The 13,818-nt window shown below is 73.9% G+C and carries 12 protein-coding genes; 6 read left to right on the top strand and 6 right to left on the bottom strand.

Annotation, left to right across the window (positions count from 1 at the left end; translation table 11 throughout):
• Nucleotides 1–115: 115 nt before the first annotated feature.
• Complete coding sequence (locus ACO06A_RS16605; protein WP_421733305.1) at nucleotides 116–526, bottom strand: hypothetical protein; 411 nt, start codon at nucleotides 524–526, stop codon at nucleotides 116–118.
• A gap of 73 nt (nucleotides 527–599) precedes the next feature.
• Between ACO06A_RS16605 and ACO06A_RS16600 the strand changes: the two genes are divergently transcribed.
• The 4 genes from ACO06A_RS16600 (at nucleotide 600) to ACO06A_RS16585 (ending at nucleotide 6,984) form a co-directional block, all read left to right on the top strand.
• Nucleotides 600–1,187, top strand: coding sequence for a TetR/AcrR family transcriptional regulator (locus ACO06A_RS16600; protein ID WP_421733304.1), 588 nt, complete (start codon nucleotides 600–602; stop codon nucleotides 1,185–1,187).
• Between the two features lie 32 nt (nucleotides 1,188–1,219).
• Entirely contained in the window at nucleotides 1,220–2,338 is a 1,119-nt protein-coding gene (locus ACO06A_RS16595; protein ID WP_421733303.1) for a DNA glycosylase AlkZ-like family protein, read from the top strand.
• A 72-nt stretch (nucleotides 2,339–2,410) separates the two neighbouring features.
• Nucleotides 2,411–3,724 carry an SWIM zinc finger family protein gene (locus ACO06A_RS16590; RefSeq protein ID WP_421733302.1) on the top strand — a complete coding sequence of 438 codons (1,314 nt, stop codon included), beginning with the start codon at nucleotides 2,411–2,413 and terminating at the stop codon, nucleotides 3,722–3,724.
• Nucleotides 3,721–6,984 carry a DUF6493 family protein gene (locus ACO06A_RS16585; RefSeq protein WP_421733301.1) on the top strand — a complete coding sequence of 1,088 codons (3,264 nt, stop codon included), beginning with the start codon at nucleotides 3,721–3,723 and terminating at the stop codon, nucleotides 6,982–6,984. The genes ACO06A_RS16590 and ACO06A_RS16585 overlap by 4 nt, the downstream gene beginning before the upstream one ends.
• An 11-nt stretch (nucleotides 6,985–6,995) precedes the next feature.
• Here ACO06A_RS16585 and ACO06A_RS16580 read toward each other — a convergent pair whose 3' ends face one another.
• A complete protein-coding gene (locus ACO06A_RS16580; RefSeq protein ID WP_421733300.1) occupies nucleotides 6,996–7,748 on the bottom strand; it encodes an MBL fold metallo-hydrolase in 753 nt (250 codons plus the stop codon).
• Nucleotides 7,749–7,818: 70 nt separating this feature from the next.
• Between ACO06A_RS16580 and ACO06A_RS16575 the strand changes: the two genes are divergently transcribed.
• Both ACO06A_RS16575 and ACO06A_RS16570 read left to right on the top strand, forming a co-directional pair.
• Nucleotides 7,819–8,769, top strand: a complete 951-nt coding sequence (locus ACO06A_RS16575) for a GlxA family transcriptional regulator (RefSeq protein ID WP_421733299.1) — start codon at nucleotides 7,819–7,821, stop codon at nucleotides 8,767–8,769.
• A gap of 61 nt (nucleotides 8,770–8,830) precedes the next feature.
• A complete protein-coding gene (locus ACO06A_RS16570) occupies nucleotides 8,831–9,754 on the top strand; it encodes a DMT family transporter (RefSeq protein ID WP_421733298.1) in 924 nt (307 codons plus the stop codon).
• A gap of 64 nt (nucleotides 9,755–9,818) precedes the next feature.
• Here the strand turns inward: ACO06A_RS16570 and ACO06A_RS16565 are convergent, their stop codons facing one another.
• From ACO06A_RS16565 to ACO06A_RS16550, 4 genes are read right to left on the bottom strand one after another with little or no spacing between them, the layout of a single operon-like run.
• Nucleotides 9,819–11,504: a ribonuclease J gene (locus ACO06A_RS16565; protein WP_175347443.1), complete on the bottom strand. Its 1,686-nt coding sequence runs from the start codon at nucleotides 11,502–11,504 to the stop codon at nucleotides 9,819–9,821.
• Nucleotides 11,505–11,520: 16 nt separating this feature from the next.
• The gene (dapA, locus tag ACO06A_RS16560; RefSeq protein ID WP_421733297.1) at nucleotides 11,521–12,447 is read right to left on the bottom strand and encodes a 4-hydroxy-tetrahydrodipicolinate synthase; all 927 of its coding nucleotides are present in this window, start codon (nucleotides 12,445–12,447) and stop codon (nucleotides 11,521–11,523) included.
• Between the two features lie 50 nt (nucleotides 12,448–12,497).
• Entirely contained in the window at nucleotides 12,498–12,998 is a 501-nt protein-coding gene (locus tag ACO06A_RS16555; protein ID WP_421733296.1) for a dihydrofolate reductase, read from the bottom strand.
• Complete coding sequence (locus ACO06A_RS16550; RefSeq protein WP_421733295.1) at nucleotides 12,995–13,804, bottom strand: thymidylate synthase; 810 nt, start codon at nucleotides 13,802–13,804, stop codon at nucleotides 12,995–12,997. The genes ACO06A_RS16555 and ACO06A_RS16550 overlap by 4 nt, the downstream gene beginning before the upstream one ends.
• Nucleotides 13,805–13,818 lie beyond the last annotated feature (14 nt).

The following is a 13,818-nucleotide window of genomic DNA, read 5'->3' as shown; positions in this document are numbered from 1 at the left end:
CGTCGCCGGCGCACCGGAGCGGGCGCGAGGGGAGGACGTACGAGTCGCCATGGTCCTCAAACTAGCCGGGGCGGCCGACCGGACGGGCGCGCCCGGGCGCGTGTCGCCCGTGCGATCACCCGAGGAGCAGGCCGACCCCCAGCGTCGCGACGCCCGCGGCGAGCAGGACGGCCCCCACGCCGAGCAGGGCGACCGCCTTGTTCGGCGCCTCGCGGCCGCGTCCCATGGCCGAGAAGAAGAAGCCCGCGGACATGACGATCGCCGCCAGGAGCACCCCGGTCTGCGCCAGCCAGCGCCAGAAGCCGGTGAGCGTCGTGGCCTCCCCCAGCAGCAGGCAGACCAGCCCGAGGGTCACCAGCACCCCCGCGTGCGCGTGGCCGGCGCGATAGAAGGTCTTCTGGAACGCGGTGGCCTGCTCCTTGCCGGTGGCGACCCGCAGCATGAAGGCGCCCCCGGACTCGATCGCGACCACGGAGAGGGCGACGATCCCGGCGGTGACCCGGGCGGCGTCGGTGAGCTCGAGCATGGTTCCTCCTGGTTTGTGAACGATGTTATGGAACATCGTTCGTAAACTCCCGTCAAGACCCTAGACTCGCCGCATGGCCCGCCCACGCGTGCACGACGACGCCCTGCGCACCCGGTTGCTCGCCGAGGCGTCGGCGATCATCGCGGCCGCCGGCGCGAGCGGGCTGACCGTCCGTGACCTGGCCGCCCGCGCGGGCACGTCCGCGTCGGCGGTGTACTCGCTGTTCGGCAGCCGGGAGGACCTGGTGCGTGCCGTCGGCGACGAGGCGTTCACCCGGTTCGCCGAACGTCTCTCGGCGGTCCCCCGCACCGACGATCCCGCCGCTGACCTGCTCGGCCTCGGGCTCGCCTACCGCGAGAACGCGCTCGACGGTCCACACTTCTACCGGGTGATGTTCGGCGCGGCCGGCGCGGGCCTCCAGGACGGGACGCGCGGGCAGGCGACGGCGAGCGCCACGTTCGGCGTGCTGCGGGACGCCGTCGCCCGCGTCCTGGGCGTGGGGCCGTCCGCCGCCCAGGAACCGGCGCTCGGGCTGTGGGCGCTGGTGCACGGCCTCGTCGAGCTCGAGCTGGACGGTCTGCTGCCCGACGGCGCGGCCGACCGGTACGCCCGCGTGCTCCGGGCGGCAGGGCCGGGGATCCTCGGCGCCGGCCCCGGCTGACGGGTGTCGGAGGCCCGTGCCACGGTGGACCCATGTCCGTGACCCGCGAGCAGGTCCTCCGGTACCGCGTCCACGCGCAACAGCTCGACCGGCCGACCAGCGCCCGACGCCGCCCCGACGACGCCGCGATCCTCGATCACGGCGTGCAGGACACCGGCCCGGACGGCGCGCTGTGGGCGCTCGCCCTGCGTGGTGTCCCGGTCGCCGCGCACGACTGGCCGGACGAGCTCGCGCTCGCGTGGACGCTGCGGGGCGCCCCGCACGCCTACCGTCGGTCGGACCTGAAGGCCGTCGAGAAGGCGCTGCGCCCGTACTCCGAGGCCGACGCCGCCAAGCGCGTGATCAACGCCTCGGCCTCCCTTGCGGCCGCGGACATCACCGTGCTCGACGCGCTCGCCACCGTCTCGCGGACCATGCACGAGGTCGTGCACGAGCCGACGGCCAAGGGAGCGCTGTCCACCCGGATGACGGCCGAGCTGCCCGACCCCTACCTGCGCTGGTGCGAGGGCTGCGGCGCCACGCACATGTACGAGATGACGTTCCGGCTCGCCGCCCTGCACGCCGGTCTCGAGCTCGAGCCCGGGACGTCTCCCCCGGTCGTCAGGCGCATCCCCCGGTGGCCGGCCGGTCAGGTGGGCGTGCTCGACAGGCCGGCCGACGGTGACGACGGTCCGCTCGACGTGCTGCGCAGCCTCCTGCACCTGCTGGGTCCACTGACCCGCAAGCAGGCCGCGGTCTACCTCGACTCGACGCTCCGGGACGTGTCGGCCCGGTGGCCCGACGACGCGGTCGAGGTGGACGTCGACGGGACGCCCGCCGAGATCCTCGACGGAGACCTCTCGGCCCTCCACGACCCGCCCGACGAGCCGTTGGTGCGGCTGCTCGGCCCGTACGACCTGTTCCTGCAGGGCCGCAACCGCGAGCTCACGGTGCCGCAGAAGGCCCACCACAAGGCGCTCTGGCCCACCATCGGCCGGCCCGGAGCGGTCCTGGCGGACGGGGAGGTCGTCGGGCTGTGGCGACCGCGCGCGAGGGGCAAGCGGCTTGCGCTCGAGCTCGACGAGTGGGTGCCGTGGTCGCGCCGGACGACCACGGCCGTGGAGGTCGAGCACGAGAGGCTCGCGCAGTTCCGTGGCATGTCGCCTGCCTGACGGAGCCAGGTCCGCAGCGGTCCTCGAGCACCGGTGCCCCCGAGAGGGGCGGCGGTCCCTACACTTCGGCCGGTGACGACCCGCGTGTTCTCCACCACCTCCGACCTGGGTGAGCACGGTCTGACGCTGGGTCTGGCACCGGCTCTCACCCCGGCCGGCGTCGTCGACGACCCGAGCTTCTTCCACGGGTTCGCGGCCCACCCGCAGGTGCTTGCGCGGGCGCTGCTGACGCTGGCGGACGTCACCGCCACGCGCTACTTCCAGTTCACGCCGTCGTCGCTGCGGGACCCGGTGCTCACGGCGCACGGTGACCGCCTGCGGGCGGAGTGCTTCTCCGCGTGCAACAGCGTGTACGCCCGCCTGGACCTGCTGCCGGACGGCATCGACGGCGGCACCGTCGCGCACGGCACCACGAACGTGGACATCGGTCCGGCCACGCGGACCGCGCTGGCGCACATGGGTCGCGACCGGTTGCTGCACCTCGACGTGGGGCGCACCGGGCTGACGGTGTCGAGCCCCGAGGCGACCGTGGCCGAGCGTCCCGTGGAGATGCCCGGTCGGTGGGTCCGCGCGCTCGGCAACGTCGCGGAGCTGCACCACGGGCTCGTCCCGGCGTTCACGGTCGGCGCCGCACACGCGAAGGCGTTCGTCGCGAGCCTGCCGTCCGCGACCAGCACCAGCCGCACGGGGTGGCTGGTCGCGGACCGCACCGGGGTCCGGCTCACGGCACGGCCGACGGGGGGCGCCGTGCTCGTGACCGGTGTGCACCGGCTGAGCGCGGTGAAGAGGCTGCTGCCGCACGTCGCCGGTCTCACCGTGCACGGCAGCGCGGACGCGGGACCGGTCGTCGTCGAGCTCGCGCTGCCCGGCGCCCGGCTGGTGCTCGGACTCACCGAGGAGGCGTGGCGCGGGCACTCCGGTGAGGGGTCGCTGCTCACCTCGCTCGCGGGTGCGACCGTCGCGGAGGATGCCGATCTGGTCAGTGCCCTGCTCGCGTTCGAGCCCGTCATCCACGTACCGGACCTCGTCCGCGGGACCGGTCTGGACGACACGCGCGTCCGGGCGGCGCTCGCCGTGCTCGCCGCGGACGGACGGGTCGGCTGGGACGTGCACGACGCCGCGTGGTTCCACCGCGAGCTCCCGCACGACCCGGAGCGGGTCGAGAAGGACAACCCGCGGCTGGTCGGTGCACGCCGCCTCGTCACCGACGGGGCCGTGTCCCCCGCGGCCGACGGGTGGTCGGTCCGCAGTCGCACGGGCGGCCCCGACCACCGCGTGACGGCGGGTGGCCGGTGCACCTGCCCCTGGTTCCTCGCCCACGGCACCGGACGGGGGCCGTGCGCTCACGTCCTGGCCGTCCAGATCCTCACGGAGGCCTCCGCATGATCACGGCCCGGACCGCTGCGGCGATCGAGGTGTTCACCGAGCTCGGCTGGGCTTCGGCGAGCCTGGCCGACGTGGAGTCGCTGCCACTCGGCACGCCGGAGCAGAAGCGCGTGGCCCGTGACGGTCTGGCGTCGGGCGAGTGGGGCGAGTTCGGGCAGCTGGACGAGCGAACCTACGGCTGGATCCCCTGGACCGACGTCGACACGGACGTCCTCGCGGTGTTCGCGGTGCGCGTCGGCGTGGACGCACGCCGGACCGCCCGCCTCCTGCCCGGGCCGCGGGCCATCGACGACGAGCTCGCGACGCGCCTCGTCGGCGCGCGCGGAGCGCAGTTCGTCGGGCAGTTCGTGGCCGAGGTGTGCCGGACGGACCAACGTGTCTGGGAGCACGCCACGAGCACACACGCCGGCGCTGTGGTGCGGCTCGTCGACCGGTTCGACCTGCCCGTGCCTGACCGGATCGCGTACCTGAAGGACTGGTCGGTGTACGCCCTCGGCGTCCTGAGCGGCGAAGCCGATCTGGTCCCGGCCGACCGTGGGTGGTGCGAGCCGGCGGTGATCGAGCGTCGTCTGCCCGAGCACGTGCGCGCGGGAGTGGGCGCCGGAGTCCCCGCGACCGGTCCGTTCGGGTCGGTCGTGCCGGCCGCGGTCGCCCGCGGGTGGCTGTCGCGCGACGAGGCTGTGGACCTGGTGGTCGCCGCGCTCGACGCCGCCCAGCGGCCCGGCGACCGCAAGGTGTGGGCGCAGGTGCTGACCGGCCCGCTCGCGCTGTCCGACGACGAGCTCGTCGCGCGCGCCGACGCGTTGGTCACCGTCCTCGCTCGCGGCGACGGGCCGGTCGTCGAGCTGCTCGCGCCGCGCCTCGTCGCCGGCGTGTCCGACAACGTCCTCGGCGACGTCCTCGCAGTCACCCTGCCCGTGCGGACCAAGAAGGTGCTGCGCCTGCTGCTCACGGCGGCCGCGGACCGGCCGCGTCCGCACCGAGACGTCGTCGACGCCGTCGCGCCGCTCGTCCTGCTCCACACGTCCGGCACGGACCGTACGGTCGCCCGTGCCGCCCTCGCGCTCGCCGACGCATGGGGGATGTCGGTCGAGGAACTCGACGATGAATCCGGCGCGACCGGGCTGTGGCGGGCGACCCCGCCGGTCTGGGACGTCCCCCGCCTCGAGGTCGGGCCTGTCTCCGGCGCTGCGCTCACCGAGGCGGCCGCGCTGCTCACGGGACGCCCCGAGGCTGTCGTCGACGTCGAGGTCGAGCGGTTCCTCGCGCTGGCGAACGCGGTCGCTGCACGGGACCGCGCCGAGGCCCGGACGGCGCTCGGCGGGGTGCGGCCCTCCTGGGTCAGCGGTCTGCGCTGCGTCCACGAGTGGGTCACGGGTGAGCGGTCGTCGATGCTCGACACGCAACCGACGCAGAGGCGGCGAGGGGTCGTCTGGGGCCCCGTCGACGCGCGCGAGGCGGCGGTCCTGCAACGTCTCGGAGAGGTACCGGCGCTGCTGTCCACGCCGTCGTGGGTCGACCTGCGGATCGACCCGGCCGAACTCGTCGAGCGGCTCGCCGCGTACGTCGCCGCCGGTGCCTGCGCCAGCGAGGCCGACCTGTACCTGGCGTGCACCCGTGTCGACCTGGCACGCGTGACCGACCAGGTGCGCGCCGCCCTCGACGGCCTGCCCGTCCCTGTGGTGCTGCAGGACGGCACCCGCGCCCCGTTCACCGCGGGGCCGACGGTGCGCGCCTACCTCGACGACCCGTTCCGGGAGCCCGAGCTCCGGCTCGGAGGCGCCTCGCAGGACTGGTGGTCCGCAGAGCTCGAGGTCCCCTCGTCACTCTCGGCGTTCCCGGCACGGCACGAGCGGATGACCGGGATCGAGACGTTCCCGACGTGGGGTGACGCGGTGCGGGACATCGAGCAGTCCGACGACGCACGCGTCGGGCTGCAGCTCCGGCAGCACGTGCGCCGCGCGACACCGTTGACCCCGGGGCTCGCCGTCAACCTCGTCGGCGCCCAGCGCGGGTTCCACCCGGCCGCTGCTGCCGCCGGCACGACCGCGGTGCACGAGGCGTGGGAGCGCGGGCTGCTGCGCCCCGGCGTCGCCGATGCCGCGCTGCTCGACTGGGCGCGGACCCCGTCGAACCTCGCGGCCCTCGCACGGGCCTGCGGCGACCTCGCCGCCGAAGGCCTGCTCAGCGTGGTGTGGCCCCTGCTCGACGACGTGCTGCTCGCGTCGCTGCGTGCGCCGCGGATGCTTGCCGGGACGGCGGAGGTCACAGAGACGATGCGGCTTCTGCTGCCCGCGGTCCTCGCCGCCGTGGCGTCCGGCGACGCCACCTCGACCGCCTTGGACCTGCCCGGCGTCCGGGCGCTCGCCGGCCGGGCAGGCTCGTCGAACGCCGTCACCGCCGCACGCGCCGTGGTGGCACAGCTCCCCGCCGCCACGGTGCCCGTCGTCGCGCCCGCCCGTGTCGAGCCCCCGAGCATCCTGCTCGAGGAGGTCTGGGCACCCGGCGCCGGCACCCGCCCGGCCGTGGAGGACGGTGCGACCCTCACCGCGCAGTGGGAGGACCCGACGTCTCCCGGCAAGCGGCTGGTCGTCGACCTCACGCTCCCGGACCGGCCCGGCGAGCGGTTCTCCGTGGTCAAGGAGTGGTTCTACGACCTCGAGAACGAGGGACAGTGCGCGGCGTACTCGGCCGCCGGAGGCGTCTGGCTGCACTGGGACGAGACGACCGGCCGCCTGGTCGTCTCCCCGCACCGGGACTGGCGCGGGGAGACGGACGGTCCGCTCCGGCGGGGCGACTCCGTCCCGCCGCTGACCACCTCGATGGTCGCCGTCATCCTGGCGAGCCTCAGTCACGTGCACTACTACGCGCAGGAGATCCTGCGCAGCGGGATCGTCGGGTCCGCGGCCGTCACGATCGCCATGCGCGCCCTCGCCACGCAGCCGGACGTCAGCCCTGCCCGCATGGTCAAGCTCCTGGAGTCGGACCCGACGACGCTGCCCGTGCTGTGGCCCGTGCTCGTCGAGTCGGTGCGGTACGCCGCCGGCGTGCACGGCGCGCCTCCGCACTGGCTGAACCGCGTCCTGGACGTCGCCCTGCTGCACGCCGGGCTCCTGCGCGAGGCGGGCGACCGCAGGCTCCTGCCCACCGAGGCCGCGTCCTGGCCCGGGCTGGCCGACCTCGCCGCCCGGCCGGGGTCGTCGGCCGCCCTGCGCAAGGCGCGCGACCTCGCGGGACGGCTGCTCCCGTACCCGGAGTAGGCGCGGGACCGTCAGAGCGCGGTTGGTCGGCCACGCTCGAGCACGACCAGCTGGTCCCGCCGACCGTTCGTCACGAAGCGCGCCTCGACGGCGGAGAGCGGGTCGACGAAGTGCGCCCAGTCCGTGTGGTGCACGGGCACGATGCGAGCCCCCGCCAGGAGGTCCGCCGCCGCACTGGCTCGAGCCGCGTCGAGCGTGAGCGGCTCGGCACCGAACCGGCCGACGTTGGCGCCGCCCACGAACAGCACGGCGACGTCGATGCCAGGGACGCGCCGCGCGATCGCGTCGACCACGTCCAGCGACGCGTTGTCCCCCGACACGTAGACCGTGGGCCATCCGTCGGCCTGCAGCACGAACCCCGTCACCTTTCCGCTGAGCGGTTCGGCGCCCTCCGGGCCGTGCCGCGCCGGGACGGCTGTCACGGTGACGGCTCCCGCGGTCGCCTGCTCCCAGGGGTCGAGGCCGCGCACCCCCGGGATCCGGGCCGCCGCGTCCGGCGTCGACAGGATCGTCGGAACCGACGCCAGGAGCGTCCGGCCGGCGTGGTCGAGGTTGTCCGCGTGCTGGTCGTGCGAGAGCAGGACGACGTCGACCGGGCCCAGGTCGACGAGCGGCACGCCCGGCCCGACGAGCTTGCGCAGCGTCGCGCCGGTCCCGGGGTACTCCCCCGGCGGGTCGAACGTCGGGTCGGTCAGGAAGGTCTGGCCTGCGTAGCGCAGGTGCACGGTGGGTCCGCCGACGTACGTCGCGGTGATCGAGGTCATGCGACCAGCCTCGCCGTGCACGCGGTACGCAGACAGTGGCCCGCAGGACGCCGTTCGCTAGGATCGGGCCATGCACGAGGTTGCCGTCGTCGCGTTCCCCGGGATCAGCCCGTTCCACCTCTCCGTGCCGTCCACGGTCTTCGCGGCACGTTCCCGCAGCGCGCCGACCCCCCGCTACCGCGTCACCGTCTGCGCGGAGGAGCCCGGCACCGTGGCCACGGACGCGGGCTACGACCTGCTCGTCACGCGCGGTCTGGACGACCTCGCGGAGGCGCAGACCGTCGTGATCCCGAGCTGGCTCATCGGCCGCGAGCCGTCGGACGCCCTGGTCTCCGCGGTCCGCGCCGCCCACGACCGGGGCGCCCGCGTGGTCGGCCTGTGCCTCGGGTCGTTCGTCGTCGCTGCCGCCGGCCTCGTCGACGGCCGCGAGGTGGCGACGCACTGGTCCGCAGCACCGGAGCTCGCCCGTCGGCACCCGTCGGCGACCGTCCGGTCCGACGTGCTGTGGTGCGACCTCGGCGACGTCGTCACCTCCGCCGGGGTCGCGGCCGCCCTCGACTGCTGCCTGCACGTCGTGCGCACCGACCACGGCGCCGCCTTCGCGGCCGACGTGGCACGAGCGCTGGTGCTCGCACCCCACCGGGACGGCAGCCAGGCGCAGTACATCCCCGCGCCGGTCTCTCCCGCCCCGTCGGCGGACCCGGTCGAGGTCGCGATGGGCTGGGCGACCGCCCGGCTCGACACACCGCTGGACCTCGACAGCTGGGCGCGCAGCGTGCACCTGTCACGGCGGACGTTCACCCGCCAGTTCCGCGCCCGGACCGGCGCGAGCCCCTCCCAGTGGCTCCTGCGGCAGCGCCTCGTGCGCGCCCGGGTGCTGCTGGAGTCGACGGACGCACCCGTCGAGCAGGTGGCTGCGTCGGCAGGGTTCGGCTCGTCGGCGGCGCTGCGCCAGCACTTCGCGCGCGAGTTCCGCACCAGCCCGCGTCAGCACCGGGCGGCATTCCGCACGTCCCCGTGAGTGGTGTCGGTGGTCGGTCCTACGGTGGCGACATGCACTCTGGTTCCCGCGCGGTGCCCACGTGAGCCGCCGCGGCTGGCTCCTCCTGGTCGCCGTCGGCGTCATCTGGGGCATCCCGTACCTGCTCATCAAGATCGCCGTCACGGACGTCACGCCCGTCATGGTGGTGTTCGTGCGCACGGCGCTGGGCGCGCTGCTGCTCCTGCCCTTCGCGGTGCGCGGCGGCGGGCTGCGGGTGCTGCGCGGGCACTGGCGCGCCGTCCTCGGCTTCGCGGTGCTGGAGATCGTCCTGCCGTGGATCCTGCTGTCGAACGCCGAGCGCACCCTGTCGAGCTCGACCACCGGGCTGCTCGTCGCGACCGTGCCGATCGCCGCGGTGGTGCTCGGCAGGCTCGTCGGAGACCGGCGTCCCGTGGCCCTGATCCGGTGGATCGGCCTGCTCGTCGGTCTCGGCGGGGTGGCCCTCCTCCTCGGACCGGGTGCCGCCGGGGGTGATCCGTGGGCCGTCACCCAGGTGCTGCTGGCCGCCCTCGGGTACGCGACCGCACCGATCATCGCCGACCGTGCGCTGCGGGACGTCCCGGCGATCCCCCTGACGGCCACCTGCCTCGGCCTGACCGCCCTGGCGTACGCGCCGGTGGTGCTCCTGACCGGGCCGCACGCCTGGCCGCCGGCCGACGCCGTGCTCGCCCTCGTCGGGCTCGGCGCCCTGTGCACCGCCCTCGCGTTCGTCCTGTTCTTCCGGCTCATCGTCGAGGTCGGCGCGGCCCGCTCCACGCTGGTCGCCTACCTCAACCCGGTCGTCGCCGTCGCGCTCGGCGCCCTCGTGCTCGACGAGGCGATCACCGCCGGCGTCCTCGGCGCGACCGCGCTGATCCTGCTCGGCTCGGCGGCGGCCTCGCGTCGACCGCGGGAGCCGGACGTGGCGTCGCCGCCCGACGAGAACGTCACCGCCGACGAGGTCGCCCGGGTCACGCCGACCTGAGACCCCGGTCGACGACGACGGCCCCGCCCTGACGAGCAGGACGGGGCCGCGCGGATCGGGCAGGTCAGGCCTCGACGACCACCGGGATGATCATCGGGCGGCGACGCAGGCGGTTGGACACCCAGCGGCCGACGACGCGGCGGATGACCTGCTGGAGCACGTGCGCGTCGGAGTTGCCGTTGCGCGCGGACTCCTCGAGCGCCGCGGTCAGCTCCGGCAGGATGTCGTCGAACACGGCGTCCTGCTCGGCGAACCCGCGGGCGTGGATCTGCGGGCCGGCCAGCACCTTGCCGTCGGCGGAGCTGACCACCGCGAAGATCGAGATGAAGCCCTCGTCCCCGAGGATCCGGCGGTCCTTGAGCTCGACCTCGGTGATCTCCCCGACGCTGGACCCGTCGACGTAGACGTAGCCGCAGGGCACGGCGCCGACGATGCTGGCGCGGCCGTCGACCAGGTCGACCACCACACCGTCCTCGGCGAGCACCACGCGGTCGGCGGGGATGCCGGTCTGCACGGCGAGCGCCGCGTTGGCCACGAGGTGGCGGATCTCCCCGTGCACGGGCATGACGTTGCGCGGCTTGAGAATGTTGTAGCAGTACAGGAGCTCACCGGCGCTGGCGTGGCCGGAGACGTGCACCTTGGCGTTGCCGGAGTGCACGACGCGGGCGCCCAGGCGCGTCAGGCCGTTGATCACGCGGAAGACGGCGTTCTCGTTCCCGGGGATCAGCGACGACGCCATGATCACGGTGTCGCCGGGGCCTACGGAGACCTTGTGGTCGTTGTTGGCGATCCGGGACAGCGCCGCCATCGGCTCGCCCTGCGACCCGGTGCACATGAGCACGATCTCGTCGTCGCGCAGGGTGTCGACCTGCTTCTGGTCGATCAGCACGCCCTCGGGCACCCGCAGGTAGCCCAGGTCGGCGGCGATACCCATGTTGCGCACCATCGAGCGGCCGACCAGAGCCACGCGGCGGTTGTGCGTGTAGGCCGCGTCGAGCACCTGCTGGACGCGGTGCACGTGCGACGCGAACGACGCGACGATGATCCGCTTGGTGGAGTCGGCGAACACCTGGTCCAGCACGGGACCGATCCCGCGCTCCTGCGCGACGAACCCGGGCACCTCGGCGTTGGTGGAGTCGACCATGAACAGGTCGACGCCCTTCTCCCCGAGGCGCGCGAACGCCCGCAGGTCGGTGATGCGGCCGTCGAGCGGCAGCTGATCCATCTTGAAGTCGCCGGTGTGCAGCACGGTGCCGGCGGCGGTGTGCACCGCGACCGCGAGTGCGTCGGGGATCGAGTGGTTCACCGCGATGAACTCGCACTCGAACCCGCCGAACGTGGCGGTCTGCCCCTCGCGGACCTCGCGCAGCACCGGCTGGATGCGGTGCTCCTTGAGCTTGGCGTCGATGAACGCGAGCGTGAGCTTGGAGCCGACCAGCGGGATGTTCTTGCGCAGGCGAAGCAGGTACGGCACGGCCCCGATGTGGTCCTCGTGGCCGTGCGTGAGGATGATCGCCTCGATGTCGTCCAGGCGGTCCTTGATGTACTCGAAGTCGGGCAGGATCAGGTCGACGCCGGGCTGGTGGTCCTCGGGGAACAGGACCCCGCAGTCGATGATCAGCAGACGGCCTGCGTGCTCGAGGACGGCCATGTTGCGGCCGACCTCTCCGAGCCCGCCCAGGGCGACGACGCGCAGGGCGCCGGCGGCGAGTGCTGGGGGCAGGGTGAGCTCGGGGTGCGGGTGACTCATGGGGCTCCTGGTGGGATCAGATGCGATCGCCGACGATGACATCGAGCAGCCCGGCGGCCCGCAGGCCGTCGCGGATCAGCGCGAGCTCGTCGTCGGTCGCGGGGACGAGCGGGAGGCGCACCGAGCGCTCGGGCAGGACGCCCAGCACCTGGAGCGCGGCCTTCGCGGCGACGGCTTGGAAGCCGGCGCCGTTGAGTGCGTCGATCGCGGGCATGATCGATCGGAAGATGCGCAACGCCTCGGCGTGGTCGCCGGCGTCGAACGCGGCGACGACGGCCGCGAGCTGCGGGCCGACGACGTGGCCGGCGACGCTGACGATCCCCGAGGCGCCGTGCGCCAGCAGGGACAGCAGGGCGCTGTCGTCGCCGGAGTACCAGCCCAGCCCCGTCGCGGCGATGGCCTTGGCGGCGGCGTAGGTATCCCCGCCGGCGTCCTTCATCGCCACCACGCGGTCGTGGCCGGCCAGCGCCTCGATCGTGGCGGGCGCGAACCGCACGCCGGTGCGGCCGGGGACGTCGTACAGCATCACGGGCAGGTCGGTCGCGTCCGCGATGGACTCGACGTGCCGGCGCACACCCTCCTGCGAGGGGCGCGAGTAGTAGGGGCTCACGACGAGCAGCCCGTGGGCGCCCGCCTCCGCCGCCTGCTCGGCCATCCGGACGGCGTGCGCCGTGTCGTTCGACCCGGCGCCCGCGAGGATCCACGCGTCCTGGCCGACGGCCTCGACGACGGCCTGGACCAGCTCCGCCTTCTCGGGCGCGTGCGTGGTGGACGCCTCGCCCGTGGTGCCGTTGAGCACGAGCCCGTCGTTGCCGTCATCCACGAGCCGCGTCGCCAGCTGGACGGCCCGGGCGACGTCGACCGCGCCGTCCGCCGTCATCGGCGTGACCATCGCGGTGAGCACGGACCCGAACGGGCGCGTGGGCGTGGAGGTGCGCGGCATGGGGCCACGGTACCGCCCCACGCGTGCCCGCCGTCGTGCGGGTCCGCGCGTCAGGTGCGCAGGTACGTCTCGAAGCGGTACCGCGTACCGCCCGCCGTCGACACGTGCCAGCCGTGGTCCGGGTCCACACCGGCGCGCCGCCACTGCGACCGGTCGAGCGCCGGTGCGCGGGTGTCGCCGCCGACGTCGAGCGACACGACCGTGACCTCGACCCGCTGTGCGTGCGGCAGGAACGCGGCGTAGACCTCTCCCCCGCCGATGACCCAGGCCTCCCGGTCGCCGATCAGCCGCAGCGCCTCATCGATCCCGTGCACGACCATCGCCCCGGCGGGCTCGAACCCCGGGGTGCGGGACAGGACGATGTTGTCCCGACCCGGCAGCGGGCGGAACCGAGGCGGCAGGGAGGCCCAGGTGGCGCGGCCCATGAGCACGGGATGACCGCGTGTGAGCTCGCGGAAGTGGGCCATGTCCTCCGGCACGTGCCAGGGCAGCGTGCCGTCCCGGCCGATGATGCCCTTCGGCGTCTGCGCCCAGATGAGCGAGAGGCTCACACGGCCACCGGGGCCTTGATGGCCGGGTGGTACTGGTAGTCGAGCACCTGCACGTCGTCGAAGGTGTAGTCGAACAGGGAGTCGGCCTTGCGCAGCTCGAGCCGCGGCGCGGGGTACGGCGTCCGGCTCAGCTGCTCGCGGACCTGGTCGACGTGGTTGTCGTAGATGTGGCAGTCGCCCCCGGTCCACACGAAGTCGCCGACCTCGAGCCCCACCTGCTGGGCGACCATGTGCGTGAGCAGCGCGTACGAGGCGACGTTGAACGGCACCCCGAGGAACAGGTCGGCCGAGCGCTGGTAGAGCTGACAGGAGAGCCGGCCGTCGGCGACGTAGAACTGGAAGAACGCGTGGCACGGCGCGAGGGCCATCGAGGGGATGTCCGCGACGTTCCAGGCGGACACGATGTGCCGGCGCGAGTCGGGGTCGCGGCGCAGGTTCTCCAGCAGCTGGGTGATCTGGTCGACGTGCCCGCCGTCGGGCGTCGGCCAGCTGCGCCACTGCACGCCGTACACGGGACCGAGCTCGCCGTCCGGGGAGGCCCACTCGTCCCAGATGGTGACCTTGTTCTCGCGCAGGTAGGCCACGTTGGACTCGCCACGCAGGAACCACAGCAGCTCGTGCACGATCGAGCGCAGGTGGACGCGCTTGGTGGTGACCAGGGGGAACCCGGCGGACAGGTCGAACCGCATCTGGTGACCGAACACGCTGCGGGTCCCGGTCCCCGTCCGGTCCGCCTTCGGTGTCCCGGTCTCGAGGACCAGCCGCAGGAGGTCCTCGTACGGGGAAGGCACAGGCGCGTCCGTCATGGCGTCATCGTAGG

The organism is Cellulomonas sp. (genome assembly GCF_965229465.1).
Classification (GTDB): Bacteria; Actinomycetota; Actinomycetes; order Actinomycetales; family Cellulomonadaceae; genus Cellulomonas.
The sequence above is the reverse complement of the archived record's forward strand: the minus strand, read 5'-3'. Positions and strand labels throughout refer to the sequence as shown.

Coding starts and splice junctions, on each gene's coding strand:
- ACO06A_RS16600 (WP_421733304.1), top strand. CDS start 600: ATGGCCCGCCCACGCGTGCACGACGACGCCCTGCGCACCCGGTTGCTC.
- ACO06A_RS16565 (WP_175347443.1), bottom strand. CDS start 11,504: ATGAGTCACCCGCACCCCGAGCTCACCCTGCCCCCAGCACTCGCCGCC.
- ACO06A_RS16575 (WP_421733299.1), top strand. CDS start 7,819: ATGCACGAGGTTGCCGTCGTCGCGTTCCCCGGGATCAGCCCGTTCCAC.
- dapA (WP_421733297.1), bottom strand. CDS start 12,447: ATGCCGCGCACCTCCACGCCCACGCGCCCGTTCGGGTCCGTGCTCACC.
- ACO06A_RS16605 (WP_421733305.1), bottom strand. CDS start 526: ATGCTCGAGCTCACCGACGCCGCCCGGGTCACCGCCGGGATCGTCGCC.
- ACO06A_RS16580 (WP_421733300.1), bottom strand. CDS start 7,748: ATGACCTCGATCACCGCGACGTACGTCGGCGGACCCACCGTGCACCTG.
- ACO06A_RS16595 (WP_421733303.1), top strand. CDS start 1,220: ATGTCCGTGACCCGCGAGCAGGTCCTCCGGTACCGCGTCCACGCGCAA.
- ACO06A_RS16585 (WP_421733301.1), top strand. CDS start 3,721: ATGATCACGGCCCGGACCGCTGCGGCGATCGAGGTGTTCACCGAGCTC.
- ACO06A_RS16550 (WP_421733295.1), bottom strand. CDS start 13,804: ATGACGGACGCGCCTGTGCCTTCCCCGTACGAGGACCTCCTGCGGCTG.